The sequence below is a fragment of the Nonomuraea sp. NPDC049421 genome (assembly GCF_040677005.1).
Classification (GTDB): Bacteria; Actinomycetota; Actinomycetes; order Streptosporangiales; family Streptosporangiaceae; genus Nonomuraea; species Nonomuraea salmonea.
Genome location: NZ_JBFAQA010000032.1, coordinates 59,765 through 75,006 on the forward strand (window position 1 = coordinate 59,765; position 15,242 = coordinate 75,006).

At 71.0% G+C, this 15,242-nt stretch carries 12 protein-coding genes; 7 read left to right on the top strand and 5 right to left on the bottom strand.

All coding sequences use genetic code 11. From position 1 onward, the window contains the following. The first annotated feature begins 450 nt into the window (after nt 1-450). The 3 genes from AB0K18_RS40080 to AB0K18_RS40090 are packed head-to-tail and all read left to right on the top strand — an operon-like array spanning nt 451 to nt 6,202. A complete protein-coding gene (locus AB0K18_RS40080) occupies nt 451-3,174 on the top strand; it encodes a beta-L-arabinofuranosidase domain-containing protein (protein WP_364925757.1) in 2,724 nt (907 codons plus the stop codon). Between the two features lie 26 nt (nt 3,175-3,200). Then, the gene (locus tag AB0K18_RS40085) at nt 3,201-4,559 is read left to right on the top strand and encodes a glycoside hydrolase family 43 protein (protein ID WP_364925758.1); all 1,359 of its coding nucleotides are present in this window, start codon (nt 3,201-3,203) and stop codon (nt 4,557-4,559) included. A gap of 20 nt (nt 4,560-4,579) precedes the next feature. After that, nucleotides 4,580-6,202 (top strand): ricin-type beta-trefoil lectin domain protein, encoded by a 1,623-nt coding sequence (locus AB0K18_RS40090; protein WP_364925760.1) that lies wholly within the window; start codon nt 4,580-4,582, stop codon nt 6,200-6,202. Nucleotides 6,203-6,232: 30 nt separating this feature from the next. On the opposite strand, the gene AB0K18_RS40095 is transcribed toward AB0K18_RS40090, so the two are convergent. After that, complete coding sequence (locus AB0K18_RS40095; RefSeq protein ID WP_364925761.1) at nt 6,233-7,423, bottom strand: FAD-dependent oxidoreductase; 1,191 nt, start codon at nt 7,421-7,423, stop codon at nt 6,233-6,235. 169 nt (nt 7,424-7,592) lie between these two features. Beyond that, nucleotides 7,593-8,729, bottom strand: a complete 1,137-nt coding sequence (locus AB0K18_RS40100; protein ID WP_364925763.1) for a winged helix DNA-binding domain-containing protein — start codon at nt 8,727-8,729, stop codon at nt 7,593-7,595. Between the two features lie 32 nt (nt 8,730-8,761). On the opposite strand from AB0K18_RS40100, the gene AB0K18_RS40105 reads away from it, so the two are divergent. Next, a complete protein-coding gene (locus tag AB0K18_RS40105; protein ID WP_364925765.1) occupies nt 8,762-9,154 on the top strand; it encodes a hypothetical protein in 393 nt (130 codons plus the stop codon). Here AB0K18_RS40105 and AB0K18_RS40110 read toward each other — a convergent pair. Together AB0K18_RS40110 and AB0K18_RS40115 are read right to left on the bottom strand one after the other, a co-directional pair. Then, nucleotides 9,081-9,968, bottom strand: a complete 888-nt coding sequence (locus AB0K18_RS40110; protein WP_364925768.1) for a hypothetical protein — start codon at nt 9,966-9,968, stop codon at nt 9,081-9,083. The genes AB0K18_RS40105 and AB0K18_RS40110 overlap by 74 nt on opposite strands. Before the next feature lie 61 nt (nt 9,969-10,029). Then, complete coding sequence (locus AB0K18_RS40115; protein WP_364925770.1) at nt 10,030-10,740, bottom strand: TetR/AcrR family transcriptional regulator; 711 nt, start codon at nt 10,738-10,740, stop codon at nt 10,030-10,032. A gap of 190 nt (nt 10,741-10,930) precedes the next feature. On the opposite strand from AB0K18_RS40115, the gene AB0K18_RS40120 reads away from it, so the two are divergent. Genes AB0K18_RS40120 through AB0K18_RS40130 form a run of 3 tightly spaced genes read left to right on the top strand, consistent with a single transcriptional unit; the run spans nt 10,931 to nt 13,207 of the window. After that, on the top strand, nt 10,931-11,671 hold the full coding sequence (locus tag AB0K18_RS40120; protein ID WP_364925773.1) for a siderophore-interacting protein: 741 nt from the start codon (nt 10,931-10,933) through the stop codon (nt 11,669-11,671). 13 nt (nt 11,672-11,684) lie between these two features. Next, complete coding sequence (locus tag AB0K18_RS40125; protein ID WP_364925775.1) at nt 11,685-12,788, top strand: FAD-dependent monooxygenase; 1,104 nt, start codon at nt 11,685-11,687, stop codon at nt 12,786-12,788. Beyond that, nucleotides 12,788-13,207, top strand: a complete 420-nt coding sequence (locus AB0K18_RS40130; protein ID WP_364925777.1) for a DUF6640 family protein — start codon at nt 12,788-12,790, stop codon at nt 13,205-13,207. Before AB0K18_RS40125 ends, AB0K18_RS40130 begins: the two co-directional genes overlap by 1 nt. 61 nt (nt 13,208-13,268) lie before the next feature. Here the strand turns inward: AB0K18_RS40130 and AB0K18_RS40135 are convergent, their stop codons facing one another. Further along, the gene (locus AB0K18_RS40135; protein ID WP_364925779.1) at nt 13,269-15,113 is read right to left on the bottom strand and encodes a PHB depolymerase family esterase; all 1,845 of its coding nucleotides are present in this window, start codon (nt 15,111-15,113) and stop codon (nt 13,269-13,271) included. Nucleotides 15,114-15,242 lie beyond the last annotated feature (129 nt).

Sequence of the window (15,242 nt, forward strand, 5' to 3'; positions counted from 1 at the left end):
GGAAGTCGTGGTGATCGGTGGTTCTGGAGGAACGTAAAGGCGCCTGACACGGCTCGTCAACCGTCGGCGGGGAGAAACTTAATCCGGCGGCACCGCCCTCATGGCCTGCCGTGCCCGCTCACCGGCAGCGCTGCCGGAGCGATTTCGCGCGGCAACTTAACATCGGACCTCTGTCACGTTACCGCTTGCCAAGCGGCTGCTTCTGTGAAACTTTCACAGGCACGGGCACCGCGCCGTGATCTCGCCCGGAGGCGAAACTCCAGGCGAGATGGCGTTCCCGCGGCGGCGCCCGGGTCGGCAGGGGCTCCCCCTCGTTGACGCCAGGTCGGACCGTCGGATGTACTCCGCGACAACGCCCCCACTGAAGGAGACCCGCACCCTCCCCCAATTGTTAGCGCTAACAGGCCGTCTCGCTGTTAACGCTAACATCCGAAGCCGAGGAGTCCCCGTATGTCCTTGAGCCGTCGCCAGCTCCTCCAGGCCGCGGGCGCGACCGCCGCGCTCTCGGTCGCCGGCCAGGTGGCCGGCGCCTCCCCCGCCCAGGCGGCAGTCCCCTGGGCCAGGCCCGACATCGGCGTGTCGGCCTACGCCTTCGACCTCGGCGAGGTCAGGCTGACCTCGGGCCGCTGGCTGGACAACCAGAACCGCACGCTCAGCTACCTGCGCTTCGTCGACGTCGACCGGCTCCTGTACGTCTTCCGTGCCAACCACCGGCTGTCCACCGGCGGCGCGGCGGCCAACGGCGGCTGGGACGCGCCCGGCTTCCCGTTCCGCTCCCACATGCAGGGCCACTTCCTGACCTCGTGGGCACACGCCTACGCCGTGCTCGGCGACACCGTCTGCCGGGACAAGGCCGCGTACATGGTCGCCGAGCTGGCCCGCTGCCAGGCCAACAACGCCGCCGCCGGCTTCACCTCCGGCTACCTGTCCGGCTTCCCCGAGTCCGACATCACGGCCGTGGAGAACCGCACGCTCAACAACGGCAACGTCCCGTACTACTGCATCCACAAGACCATGGCCGGGCTGCTCGACGTCTGGCGGCTGACCGGGAACACCCAGGCCAGGACCGTGCTGCTGGCCCTGGCCGGGTGGGTGGACGCGCGGACGTCGCGGCTGTCGTACGCCCAGACGCAGGCCATGCTCGGCACCGAGTTCGGCGGCATGAACGCCGTGCTGACGGACCTGTACCAGCTCACCGGCGAGGCCCGCTGGCTGGCCACGGCCCAGCGCTTCGACCACGCGGCCGTCTTCGACCCGCTGGCCGCCGGCCAGGACCGGCTCAACGGGCTGCACGCCAACACCCAGGTGCCCAAGTGGGTCGGGGCGGCCCGCGAATACAAGGCGACGGGCACGACCCGCTACCGCGACATCGCCGCCAACGCCTGGGCCTTCACGGTCGGCGCGCACACGTACGTGAACGGCTCCAACAGCCAGGCCGAGCACTTCCGCGCGCCCAACGCGATCGCCGCCCACCTGACCAGGGACACCGGCGAGGCGTGCAACACCTACAACATGCTCAAGCTCACGCGGGAGCTGTGGCTGCTGTCGCCGTCCCGGGCCGACTACTTCGACTACTACGAGAACGCCCTGCTCAACCACCTGATCGGGCAGCAGAACCCGGCCGACGCGCACGGGCACGTCACCTACTTCACCCCGCTCAACCCCGGCGGGCGGCGCGGGGTCGGCCCGGCCTGGGGCGGCGGCACCTGGAGCACGGACTACGCCTCGTTCTGGTGCTGCCAGGGCACCGGGATCGAGACCAACACCAAGCTGATGGACTCGATCTACTTCCACGACGACACCACCCTGTACGTGAACCTGTTCGTCCCCTCCACGCTCGACTGGACCCGGCGCGGCATCACGGTCACACAGACGACCTCGTACCCGGCGGGCGACACCACGTCGTTACGGGTCACCGGCGAGGCGGCCGGAACGTGGACGATGCGCATCCGCATCCCGGGCTGGACCCAGGACGCGACGATCAGCGTCAACGGAACCCGGCAGGACGTCACCACCACCCCGGGCAGCTACGCCGACCTCACCCGGTCATGGGCGTCCGGCGACACCGTGACCGTGCGGCTGCCCATGCGGGTGGTCATGAAGGCCGCCAACGACGACCCCGGCCTGCAGGCCGTCACCTACGGCCCGGTCGTGCTGTCGGGCGACTACGGCAGCACGAGCCTGTCCGCCGCGCCGGTCCTCGACCCCTCCTCGATCACCCGGACCAGCACCTCCGCCCTGGCGTTCACCGCCTCGGCCGGCGGGGCGGCGGTGCGGCTGGGGCCGTTCCACGACGCCCACGGCCACAACTACGTCGTGTACTGGAACACCGGCGGCGGCGGAGGAGGCGGCGGCGCGAGTTTCCGGCTGGTCAACGCGGCCAGCGGGCTGGTGCTCGGCATCCAGAACATGTCCACCGCCGACGGCGGCCTGGCGCTGCAGTGGACCGACAGCGGCACCGCCGACCACGACTGGGTCCCGATCGCCGACGGCGCCGCCCTGCGCTTCCGCAACATGCACAGCGGCAAGGTGCTCGGCGTCGAGAACATGTCCACCGCCGACGACGCCCGGGTGCTGCAGTGGAGCGACAACGGCACCGCCGACCACCGCTGGACGATCACCGACGCCGGCGACGGGTCCGTCACGATCCGCAACGCGCACAGCGGCAAGCTGCTCGGGATCAGGAACGGCTCGACGGCCAACGGCGCGCAGGCCGTCCAGGACTCCGACAACGGCAGCCGGGACAACCAGTGGCGGCTCGTGCCGAACGGGGCGCGGCGCATCCAGAACGTGAGCAGCGGGATGGTGCTCGGCGTCACCGGCATGTCCACCGCCGACGGCGCACTCGTCCTGCAGTGGGGCGACACGGGCACCGCCGACCACCTGTGGACGGCGATCGCCGACAGCGGCGGCTGGCTGCGGCTGCGCAACTCCCACAGCCAGAAGGTGCTGGGCGTGGAGAACATGGGCACCGCCGCCGGGTCGCGGGTCGTGCAGTGGGCCGACAACGGCACCGCCGACCACCGCTGGCGGCTGCGTCACGGGTCGGGCGCCACCTTCCGCATCCAGTGCGCCAACGGCGGCCGCGTCCTCGGCCTGGCCGGCACCGCGCAGGGCGCGCAGGTCGTGCTCGCCGACGACGGCGCGTCCGGCACCCTCTGGAGATTCCTGTGAACCGCGTTCCCCGAAGGAGACCTCTGGTGAGATCCGTCCTGCGTACCGTCTTATGCGTCGTGAGCCTGCTGCTCGCGGCCGTGGTGGTCCCGTCGGCGGCCCGCGCCGACAACCCCATCGTGCAGACCGTCTACACGGCCGACCCCGCGCCCCTCGTGCACAACGGCCGCCTCTACCTCTACACCGGTCACGACGAGGACGGCTCCACGTACTTCACCATGCGCGACTGGCGCGTCTACTCCACGACGGACATGGCCAACTGGACCGACCACGGCTCCCCCATGAGCCTGGCCACGTTCGCCTGGGCCGACGCCAACGCCTGGGCCGGGCACGTCGCGTACCGCAACGGCCGCTTCTACTGGTACGTCCCGGTCCGTCACCGCGCCACCGGCTCGATGGCCATCGGCGTCGCGGTCGCCGACAGCCCGACCGGGCCCTTCCGTGACGCGATCGGCCGCCCGCTGGTCAACAACAACGAGATCGACCCGAACGTGTTCATCGACGACGACGGCCAGGCCTACCTGTACTGGGGCAACCCTCGGCTCTGGTACGTCCGGCTGAACCAGGACATGATCTCCTACTCCGGCAGCCCGACCCAGATCCCGCTCACCACCGCGGGCTTCGGCACCCGCACCGGCAATGCCGGCCGCCCGACCCTGTACGAGGAAGGCCCGTGGGTCTTCAAGCGCAACGGCCTGTACTACAACGTCTTCGCCGCGGAGTGCTGCTCGGAGTTCATCGGCTATTCGACGGCTCCCGGACCCACCGGCCCGTGGACGTACCGGGGGACGATCATGCCGCGCCAGGGCGGCAGCTTCACCAACCACGCTGGGGTCATCGACTACAAGGGCGGTTCGTACTTCTTCTACCACAATGGCGCTCTGCCGGGTGGGGGCGGTTTCACCAGGTCGGTGGCCGTGGAGAAGTTCACCTACAACGGCGACGGCACGTTCCCCACGATCAACATGACCGCCGCGGGGCCGCCCCAGGTCGGCACGCTCCACCCGTACGTCCGCCAGGAGGCCGAGACGGTCGCCTGGGCGTCCGGCGTCGAGACCGAGCCGTCCAGCGCGGGCGGCATGAACGTCGGCTACATCGAGAACGGCGACCACCTCAAGGTCAAGGGCGTCGCCTTCGGCGGCGGCGCCTCCTCCTTCACCGCCCGCGTGGCGTCGGCGACCAGCGGCGGCCGCATCGAGCTGCGGCTCGGCAGCCCGACCGGCGCCCTGGCCGGCACCTGCACGGTCGGCGGCACCGGCGGCTGGCAGACCTGGACCTCGGTCACCTGCCCGGTCTCCGGCGCGACCGGCACCCGCGACCTCTATCTCCGCTTCACCGGCGGCAGCGGCTACCTGCTCAACGTCGACTGGTGGCGGTTCACGTGACCCGTTTCGTGAGGAGTGACATGCGAAGAACGTCGTTATCCCTCGTCCTGACCCTGCTGCTGAGCCTGACGGCGGGCGCCGTCGCGTCCGGGCCCGCGCAGGCGCTGGACAACGGCGTCGGCCGTACCCCGCCGATGGGCTGGAACACCTGGAACACCTTCGGCTGCAACATCAACGAGACGCTGATCAAGCAGACGGCCGACGCGATGGTCAGCAACGGCATGCGCGACCTCGGCTACGAGTACGTCGTGGTCGACGACTGCTGGTTCGACCCGAACCGCGACTCCGCGGGCAACCTCCAGGCGAACCTGTCCCGCTTCCCCAGCGGCATGAAGGCGCTCGGCGACTACCTGCACGCCAGGAACCTGAAGTTCGGCCTGTACCAGGCGCCGCTGGACAAGACCTGCGCCCAGTACTTCAACAGCTATCCGGGCGCGACCGGCAGCCTCGGCCACGAGGAGCAGGACGCCCGGCAGTTCGCCGCCTGGGGCGTCGACTACCTGAAGTACGACTGGTGCTCCCCCACCGGCAGCATCGACGACCAGGTCCGCACGTTCGCGAAGATGCGCGACGCGCTGGCCGCCACCGGCCGGCCGATCCTCTACAGCATCAACCCCAACAGCATCCACGAGAAGACGGGCCCGCAGCGCAACTGGGGCGACGTCGCCAACATCTGGCGCACCACCGAGGACATCACGAACGCCTGGAACACCGGGCAGACCAACGGCTACCCGATGGGCATCCAGAACATCGTCAACGTGAACGTGCCGCTCGCGGGCTACGCCCGGCCGGGGCAGTTCAACGACCCGGACATGATGGTCGTCGGCCGGGGCGGCATGAACGACACCGAGATGCGCAGCCACTTCGCCCTGTGGGCGATCATGGCCTCGCCGCTGATCGCCGGGAACGACGTCCGCAACATGAACGCGGCGACCTCCGCGATCCTCAAGAACGCGAACCTCATCGCCATCAACCAGGACCCGCTCGGTCTCCAGGCCACCCAGGTGAGCAACGACGGCACCCGTCGCGTCCTGGCCAAGCGGCTCAGCAACGGCGACGTCGCGGTCGCGCTGTTCAACCAGGGCGGCGGCACCACCACGGTCAGCACCACCGCCGCCGCCATCGGCCTGACCGGCGGCCCGTTCACGCTGCGCGACGCCTGGACGAACGCCGTCACCACGACGACCGGCACCATCTCGGCGAGCGTCCCCGCGCACGGCACCGCCGTCTTCCGCGTCAGCGGCGGCACGGCCCTGCCCGCCAACCGCATCCAGGGCGTGGGCTCCGGCCGCTGCCTGGACGTGAACGGCGCCTCCCAGACGAGCGGCGCCTCGGTGATCATCTGGGACTGCCACCAGCAGCCCAACCAGCAGTGGACCGCCACCCCCAGCGGTGAGCTGCGCGTCTACGGCAGCAAGTGCCTGGACGTCGACAACGCCGGCACCGCCGACGGCACCGGCGTCATCATCTGGGACTGCAACGGCCAGAGCAACCAGCAGTGGCGCTTCAACAGCGACGGCAGCATCACGGCCGTCGGCGCGAACAAGTGCCTGGACGTCGCCGGCAACGCCACCGCGAACGGCAGCCGGCTGCAGATCTGGTCCTGCACGGGCGGCGCCAACCAGCGCTGGTCCCGCATCTAGGGGCGGCATCCAGGGCGGCGAGCGGGCCGGTCATCCGGTTGCGACCGGACGGCCGGCCCGCGCGCCGGTGCGTGACAGCATCCTGGCCGGGATGGTCAGCCACCGCGACACCCGGTAGATCTTGGCCGGGCTCGACGTCACCGCCTCCTTGTACGCCACCGCCGCCCGTCCCGTGAGGAACCACCTGCCCGGCGTGTCGTCGGGCCGGGTGAACTGGATGACCGCGTCCCGGCGGCCCAGGCTGACGGGCTGGTGCAGGTAGCCGAACCGGAACGGCCTGGGCCTCCTGCCCCGCAGCCGGCGGGCGATGGCGTCGGCGGCGTGCGCGCCGGTCGGGATGCCGCTCTGGCACGTGCCGTGGATCTCGCCCCAGGGCTGCCGGACGGCCGCGGCGTCGCCCACGGCGTACACCGTCGGGTGGGAGACCGACGCGAGGCTCGCGTCCACCACGACCCGGCCGGGGCCGTCCACCTTCAGGCCCGCCTCCCGCGCCAGCGGGTTGCCCACCACCCCGGCGGTCCACAGCAGCACGTCCACCGGCATCGGCTCGTCTCCGTCCAGCTCCACCGCGTCCGCCAGCACCTTGGTCACCAGGACCCCGGCGCGCACGTGCACACCGAGCCGGTCCAGCGCCCGGCGCAGATGGCGGCGCGCGTTCGGCCCCATCATGGAACCGGGCTCGTCGCCGCCGAGCAGCACCACCCGCAGGTCAGGGTGGCTCTCCGCTATCTCGGCCGCCGCCTCGACACCGGTGAGCCCGGACCCCGCCACGGCGACCGTGCCGCCACCCCTGCGGCTCAGCTCGGTCAGCCGCGCGGCGAGCCGGGTCGCGGTGGCCGCGCTGTCCAGCGTACAGGCGTGCGCGTCCACTCCCGGCACGGTGGTGGCGGTGACACCGCCGAGGGCGTACACCAGATAGTCGTAGCGCAGCTGCCGCTCACCACCCGTGCCTGCGACACGCACGGTACGCCGTTCCGGATCGAGTCGGACGGCCCGTCCGCGGACGAACTCGACACCACTGCCCTTCACCAGCTCCGGAATCTGATAATCCACCGGCTCCTGCCCGGCCGCCTGCTGATGCAGCCGCAGCCGCTCGGTGAACCGTTCGGTCGGATTGACCAGGATCACCTTGGCGACGGTCCTGCGGGCCAGCCGGACCGCGCTCATGACGCCGGTGTAGCCGCCACCGAGCACGACAATGGTCGGGGTTTCTCGTGTCATCTCAGGTACCTCCGCCACACGGACGTGCCGAGCGACTCCCCGCGTGACACCGTCCCCCTGTGAGACCGGTCACCCGCCTATGGGGCGTGGACGACGAGCGCGGCGGCTGCTGGGGGGTCGGCCGCTATGCGCAGCTACTGGATAGCCTCGGGCGGCCAGCCAGCGTCCCCTAGCCAGGAAGCAGTGTGGTCTTCAGGTCGGGGAGTTTGTGCCACCAGCGGTCGTAGCGGCGGTAGGGGTGTGGGTCGCGGTCGGCCAGCCAGGTCACCAGGGCCTTCGCCTCGGCGGCGAGTGCGTCCCATGTCTCGTCGGGCAGCGGGTGGAGGGGAGCTGCCTCGATTCCGCCGTCTGTGGGCCGCCACACCCCGGCGACGTAGCCGTCCACGAGCAGCGTCGGGAGGACGTCGCCGTTGGCGCGGATGACGAGCTTGCGGTAGGCGGGTGGGAGGAGGCGGTCGCGGGCGGTGTGGGCGAGCAGGGTGTTGTCCCACATGGCCATCAGGCGCGGCGGAGCCGGGGTGTCCTCGGGCGGGCGGGACGCGTCCCTCAGGTCCCACAGCGGCTTGCCGTCCGGGCCTTCGAACTGCTCGACCTCGCCGTCCATGGCGCTCAGCACCTTCTTGACGCGCGCCTGCTGCACCAGCGCGAACTGCGCGACGTCCGCCACCGTGGCCGGGCCGAGCGCCTGCAGATGGCGTCGCGTCAGCACTCCCAGAGCCTCGGCCGAGGCGTCCAGGTCGAGCGTGGGCCTGGGTGAGGAGGCGACGCAGGACACGCGGCCGGTGAACGACCACGGCCCGCCGGTCGGCACCCGCACCATCGGCGTGTACGAGCGGAGGACCGCCCACACCCCCGCCGCCGGCAGCCCGCCGAGGCGTGGCTCCAGCCAGTCCTTCATCTCCTGCACCGTCCGCGGCTCATCCGTGAACTCCAGCAGCCCCTCGACCAGCGCCCGCCCCGCTTCCACGGTGAGGCCCGGCGGGGTGAAGCGGCCGTCGAGGTGGGTGGCGTACATGGTCGGCTCGATGGCGTCGCGGAAGGCCGGGTAGTCGTCGGCGTGCACGGCGTGCAGCGTCATCCGCATCGTCGTCCCCCGTACGACCCGACGGTCCGCGAAGGCGGTGTCGAGGTCGGCGGCGTCGAGGTCCGCGACGCGGTTCCAGAGCGCGATGTACGGCGAGGCCGCCTCCTGGGCCTGTAACGCCATCACCCGCCGCACCGCCTCCGCCACGTCCAGCGGCTCCCTGCGCAGCAGCAGCTGCCGATCCAGCGTGGCCCGGTTGAGCGCCCGCGCGGTGAGCTTCATGCCAGGCTCCTCTTTCGATAAGGTGTTCGGCCATGGGCGTTTTAGTCGACTATTTCACGGCCGAGTCGGACCAGTCAGCCGAGCGGGCCATGTCCGGCGGGCCGGCGCAGCTCGACCTCCCGTACGTCGATTGCAAGGGGTGGATCGACGACCTCAGTTACCTGGTGGCGGAGCTCAGCAAGCGGGACGCGAGTGAGTTCGGCGACAGCCAGGGCGTCGTGGACGACGGCGAGTCGTCGGGCGTCGATCGGGTGATGCCGGAGACGGTGGCCGCGCTCGCCGCCGTGGACGACGCACGGGTGCGCGAGTACGCCGACGACGAGCTGCTCGACGCGTACGAGGTCGAGCGCATCACCGAGCTGCGGGATCTGGCCCGGGAGGCGCTGCGGCTCGGCCACGGTGTGTATCGCTGGTCGTGCGTCTGAGCGCGGCGAACAGCTCTTCGCGCAGGGCGGGCGGCAGCTTGCGGCCCAGATTCGCCGGGCTCACCAGCGCCACGTCGTCGATCCTTTCCGGCGCGTCGGCGATGAGGAACTCCAACGTCAGTCGGGCCATGTCGCGATGCTCGGCATCCGGCCAGCCGTCGATCAGCGGCAGCACGGCTTTCGCGCGTTCCGTGAACCGGTCAAGAAGTGTGTGGCCGGAGAAGCGCTGAGCGCGCAGGTCGATGTGGGGGAAGGCGACGTCGTCGAGGCGGGCGGCGGTGACGTCGTTGCCGCTGAAGTCGTTGTGGTCTCTGCCCAGTGCGGCCTGGTCGAAATCGTACGGGCGGCCCCAGAAGTTGACGCCGCGGATCGGGCCGGCGAAGACGCAGTCGACGAACTCCGCCTCATGGGTGTTCGTCTGCAGCCGGAGGCGGGACCGCTCGCACGTGCACCCCTCGAACCTGACATTGCCGAAGGCGGTCAGCGTCGGAAACCGCGTACGGCGGAACACGCACCCGCGAAAGACGCTCTGCGGCCACACCGCACCGTCCACGGGAGCGCCCAGCAGCAGCTGGTCGAAGGCGGTTCCGGAGAAGTCGCAGCCGTCGAACTCGCTGCCACGGGAGAGAAAGCAGACGAACCGCATCGCGCTGAAGTCCACGTCGACCAGCCGCATGCGGTCGAACACCGTGTTGTCCGGGCCGGCGGGTAACGGGAACCGCTGATCGCGCATCTCGCCGCGAACGATCTTCGTACGGAGAAAGCCCTCCTGGACGACCTCGACGGTGAACTCGTCCTCATGGGCAGCAGTCATGCCCGGAGTCTCGCAGCCGGGTCCGACAAATGCGGGCGGCGGCCGCCCAGGGCCACGGTCATCAGGGCGTGTAGTCGATGGCGAGGGCGGTGGACAGGTCGCGCAGGCATTCCTCGTAGAGGGGGGCGGCGTCGGTGAAGGCGAAGTCGAGCTGGTGCAGGACCTCCATGCAGAGCAGCCCGTACAGCCGGATCCAGCAGGATAGGAAGACGTGGGCGGCCTCCAGGGGCAGGCGTCCTTCGATGGTGGCCGAGTACGCGGAGAGCTGCTCGCGCAGGGACGCGGGCAGGCCGGCGGGGTCGGGCACCGGGAACGGGCGGGTCTGCCACAGCTCGACCACCAGGTCGAGGAAGACCTGCTCGAACCGTACGGCGGCCTCGTACCGCACCGAGTCGGGGCGGCGGTCCGGCGGGGCGACGGGGCTGGCGAAGATCCAGCCGAACTCGGCCGGATGGGCGATGGCCCAGGCGCGCATGGCGCGGCAGACGGCCAGCAGGCGCTCCCCGACAGGCGCATCAGGGCGGGCGTCGCGGGCCTGCTCCATGGTGGTGGCCAGCTCGCGGTAGAAGTCGGCGGTCACCGCGCCGACCAGCTCGTCGTGCCCCGCGTAGTAGTGGTACAGGGCCGGGCCGCTCATGCCGACCCGCCGGGCGACGGCGTTGATGGTCACCGCGGCCGATCCCTGCTCGACCAGCAGCTTGCGCGCCGCCGCGTGAATCTCCTCCAGCGTGGCCCTGCGCAACCGTTCGCGCCTGCCGGTCTGTGCGGACATCAGCACCTCTCTCGTCGCCTGCCGTTGACATCTTAGGGCATCTATGTTTCCTTAATGGCTCTAAACAAACTTAGAAGCAGTAAGGAGTAGCTCATGTGGTGGATTCTTCTCGCGGTGCCGGCACTGGTCACGGCCGTGTGGTGGCGGATGTCGAGGTCCGCGCACCTGCGGCGGCGGAAGGAGTCCTGACGTGGCTCGCACGGTGCGCGACCGGCTGTTCGGCAAGTACGCCATGGACGCGACGATCACCGTCGCCGAGCAGGTCAACCCGGCCATCCGGCGCATCAGGCTGGAGACCGAGCAGCCCGTCGCCTTCTCCTACACCCCCGGCCAGCACATCAGGATCCAGCTCAAGGACCCGCTGTCGGTGTCGGGCATCCTGCGCCCTGGCGAGACGCTGCGCACGTACACGATCTGGGAGCTCACCCCCGGCAGGAGGGCGATCGAGCTGCGCGTCCACCTGTACGAGGGCGACGGCATCGGCCTCGCGTGGGCCAGGGAAACCAGGCCGGGCGACCGGGTGACGTTCTGGTGGCCGCAGGGCGACTTCTTCACCCGCGAGGCCGACTTCCACGTCTTCATCGGCGAGGAGACCGCCGGCGCCGCCTTCGGACCGATGATCAGGGCGCTGGGAGACGCGGCCGAGGTGCACGGCGTCCTGGAGAGCGAGGCCCCCGAGCACGACCTGCCCCTGCCGGGAAGGCCGCTACAGCGCGTCCACCGCCGCGGCTCCCCGGCCGTGGCCTCGCGGGTGCTGCTCGACGCCGTCGCCGCGCTGGACCTGCCGGGCAACACCGGCGCCGCCTACGTGGCGGGCGAGGCGCGGACGTGCCAGATGGTCCGCGACTTCCTCGTCCGCGAACGCAACTGGCCACGGACGTCCATCAAGGTCAAACCCTTCTGGGCCCCGGGCAAGCGCGGCCTGCACTAGCCGAGGAGACACCATGAAAGTGATCATCGTGGGCGGCGGCATCGGCGGGCTCGCCACGGCCGTCGCCTTCCACCGGCGCGGCCGGCAGGTGGAGGTGCTCGAACGGGCCGCCGCGTTCACCGAGGTGGGCGCCGGGCTGACCATCCAGCCCAACGGTCTTCGCGCCCTGGACGCCGTCGGCCTGGGCGAGCGGCTGCGCGCGGGCGGTCTCGCCGAGCCGCCCGCCGGCATCCGCGGTAGGCGCGGGGACTGGCTGGTACGCAACGACGCCGAGGACCTGAAGCGCCGCTTCGGCGCGTGGGTGACCGTGCACCGGGCGGCCCTGGTGGACCTGCTGCGCGCCGCCGTTCCGCCGGAGGCGCTGCGGCCCGGCATCGACGTACGGCACGTGCACCCCGACGGCACGGTTCACCACAGCGAGGGCACGTCCACCGCGGATCTCGTGGTCGGCGCCGACGGCGTGCACAGCGTGACCCGGCGCTCGCTCTGGCCGGATCATCCCGGCCCGCGCTACGTCGGCTACACCACCTGGCGTTTCCTGGCGCCGCCGCAGCCCGTCGAGGGGAGCGCCGAGACGTGGGGCAGCGGCGAGCGGTTCGGGTACGTGCGGATGCCCGACGGCCGCGTCTACTGCTACGCGATGGCCAACGCCCCGGCCGGCTCCCGCATCGGCCTGGACGAGCTGCGCGGGCGCTTCGCCGGCTGGCACGACCCCATCCCTGCGCTGCTCGGCTCCGCGCGGGAGGAGGCGGTGCTGCAGCACGACACGTACGAGCTGCCCGCGCTGCCCGCCTACGTGCGCGGGAACGTCGCCGTGCTCGGCGACGCGGCCCACGCCATGACCCCCAACCTGGGGCAGGGCGCCTGCCAGGCGCTCGAGGACGCGGTCACGCTGGCGCGCGCGGTGGACACGCTCGGCGTACGGCCGGGGCTGGCGGCCTACGACAGCGCCCGCAGACCCCGCACCCAGCGGATCGCCAGGCGTTCCCGCCAGGCCGGCGCCGCCGCGCACTGGACCTCCACACCGCTGACCACGCTGCGGGACGCGGTCCTTCCGCTCCTTCCGTACGCGCTCTTCGACCGCTCGCTCACCCCCGCCTACACCTGGACGATCTGATGCGACTCCCCCGAATTCTGATCATCGCCGTCGCGGTGATCACCATGGCCGGCGCGGTGCTGGCCGACCTGGTCATCCCCGACCTGGCGGCGCAGCACGCCTTCAACCCGGCCTGGCCGCCGCACGCCAAGTTCCACGACGCCCAGTACATGGTGATGACCGTGCTCCTCGGTCTCATCGGGCTGGTCCTCGCGCTGCGGCCAGGGCGGGACGCCCTGGTGCCGGCCGCCGCCGTGCTGGCCACGCCGTGGCTGGGCATGGTCGGCGCGCTGCTGTTCCCCGGCACCGCCACGTACGACCCGGAGTTCGCCGGCCGGACCGTCTTCGTTCTCGGCCTGCACGGGCAGGTCTTCCTGGCAATCGTCCTGCTGCTGGCCCTGCTCGTCGCCACGGCGGCGGCGCTGAGGTCTGCCGCGTGACGGTGCAGGCGGTGCTGAGCCCTCGATCCGAGGGCTCAGCGGTGCGCGTGTCCGCCGGTGGTCAGGCGCAGGTGTAGCCGGAGGGCAGGGCGGTGTCGCCGTTCGGCCGGGTCGCCTGGAAGCCGAAGCTCCCGGTGCTCGCTCCCGGCGCGAGCGTGCCGTTGTGTCCGACGTTCCGTACGGTGACGGTCCTGCCGCTGGTGGAGACGGTGCCGTTCCACGAGCCGGTCAGGGTGTGGCCGGCCGGCAGGGTGAACGTGACGGTCCAGCCGGTCATGGTGGAGGTGCCGGTGTTCGTGACGGTCAGGGGCTGGATCACGTACCCGGTGCCCCATTGGGACTGCACGGCCGGGACGGCCGAGCACGCGCCGCTCGTGCCACCCTCGGAGGTGGTGATCTCGACGGTGTTCGAGACCTCGGAGACGTTGCCCGCGGCGTCGTACGCGCGGACCTGGTAGCGGTAGGTGGTGTTCGCGGTCAGGCCCGAGTCGGTGAACGAGGTGGTGGCCGAGGTGCCGACCTGGGCGAACGTCCCGCTCGTGGCGCGCAGGACGCGGTAGCCGGTCACGCCGGTGTCGTCGGTGGCGGCCGTCCAGGTCAGGGTGGTGCCGCTCGCGGTGGTGCCCGACGCGGCCAGGCCGGACGGGGCGGTAGGCGGCGTCGTGTCGCCTCCCGTGGAGGTCGTGGTGAAGGTGACCGTCGCGGAGTTGCCCGACAGGTTGCCCGCACCGTCACGCGCCCGTACGTACACCTGATACTGGGTGCCGGCGCTCAGCCCGGTGAGGGTGATCGAGTTCGTGGTGGACTGGCCGAGCTGCTGGTCGGTGGCGCCCTGCTCGCGGTAGACGGTGTAACCGGCCAGGCCGGAGCCGCCCTGGTCGGTAGAGGCCGTCCAGGTCAGCGTGGCGCCGGTGGCGGTCACGCCGGACGCGACGGGGGTGCCCGGCGTGGTCGGCGGCGTGGTGTCGGCCGCGCTGGTCAGGCCGAAGAACTGGATGGCGTACAGGGCCATGCCGCCTTGCGGCAGCGCGTGGCCGGCGCCCTGGATGCTGTACGACTCCACCTGCACGGTGCCGGACGAGCCGGCGTAGCGGCTGCGGTTCCAGCCTGCCTGCGGGGTGTCGGTGCTGGTCGGGGTCTGGCTCAGCCCGAAGACGTTCGTCCACTGCTCGACCGACTCGCGCAGCAGCGAGTACGGCACCAGGGTGTCGGCGGTGCCGTGCCAGAGCTGAATGCGCGGCCGGACGCCGGAGAAGCCCGGGTACGCCTGGCGTACCGCGTCGCCCCACTGCTGCGGCGTGCGATCCATGCTGCCGCCGGTGCACCTGCTGCTGCCCGGCGGGTAGTCGGCGGCCCCGGCGAAGCAGTTGAACGGCACGCCCATGAAGGAGGCACCGGCCTTGAACACGTCCGGGTGGACGGCGAGCATGTGCTGGGTCATCATGCCGCCGGACGAGCTGCCGGTGGCGTAGACGCGGTTCCGGTCGCCGCCGTAGGTCCGCTCGACGTAGCCGATCATCGACAGGATCGAGTCGGGGTCGCTGCCGCCGCCGCGCCGTTTGGCCGCGTCCGACCAGGTGTCGAAGCAGTTGCCGAACCCCGCCGACTGCGTGGCGGTCGGGTAGATGACGATGAAGCCGTAGCGGTCGGCCAGCGAGGCGAACTCGCTGCTCTGGTGGAAGCCGGGGCCTGAGCCGCCGCAGCCGTGCATGGCGACCACGACGGCCGGCGCGGCGGGGCGTGAGTCCGGTACGTAGACGTGCATGCGCATGTTGCCCGGGTTGCTGCCGAAGCCGGTCACCTCGACCAGGCTGGCGGCGGCGGCCGGTGAGCCGAGCACCACGGACATGACGGCGAAGAGCGCCGCCGCGCAGGCACCGGCCAGCATCTTCGTTAATCGTGTCATGCGCGATTCCTCCTCTCGATGGTGTCGTTCGCTGGACCGTAAAAGGGCCGCGGTGCAGCGTCAATGCGGACCCGATCAAGATCATCCGACTGCGGGCCGTTTCCGCTGGTTATCAAGTAGCTTGTTATC

Coding starts and splice junctions, on each gene's coding strand:
- AB0K18_RS40135 (WP_364925779.1), bottom strand. CDS start 15,113: ATGACACGATTAACGAAGATGCTGGCCGGTGCCTGCGCGGCGGCGCTC.
- AB0K18_RS40105 (WP_364925765.1), top strand. CDS start 8,762: ATGGGCGTTTTAGTCGACTATTTCACGGCCGAGTCGGACCAGTCAGCC.
- AB0K18_RS40125 (WP_364925775.1), top strand. CDS start 11,685: ATGAAAGTGATCATCGTGGGCGGCGGCATCGGCGGGCTCGCCACGGCC.
- AB0K18_RS40080 (WP_364925757.1), top strand. CDS start 451: ATGTCCTTGAGCCGTCGCCAGCTCCTCCAGGCCGCGGGCGCGACCGCC.
- AB0K18_RS40110 (WP_364925768.1), bottom strand. CDS start 9,968: ATGACTGCTGCCCATGAGGACGAGTTCACCGTCGAGGTCGTCCAGGAG.
- AB0K18_RS40090 (WP_364925760.1), top strand. CDS start 4,580: ATGCGAAGAACGTCGTTATCCCTCGTCCTGACCCTGCTGCTGAGCCTG.
- AB0K18_RS40130 (WP_364925777.1), top strand. CDS start 12,788: ATGCGACTCCCCCGAATTCTGATCATCGCCGTCGCGGTGATCACCATG.
- AB0K18_RS40095 (WP_364925761.1), bottom strand. CDS start 7,423: ATGACACGAGAAACCCCGACCATTGTCGTGCTCGGTGGCGGCTACACC.
- AB0K18_RS40115 (WP_364925770.1), bottom strand. CDS start 10,740: ATGTCCGCACAGACCGGCAGGCGCGAACGGTTGCGCAGGGCCACGCTG.
- AB0K18_RS40100 (WP_364925763.1), bottom strand. CDS start 8,729: ATGAAGCTCACCGCGCGGGCGCTCAACCGGGCCACGCTGGATCGGCAG.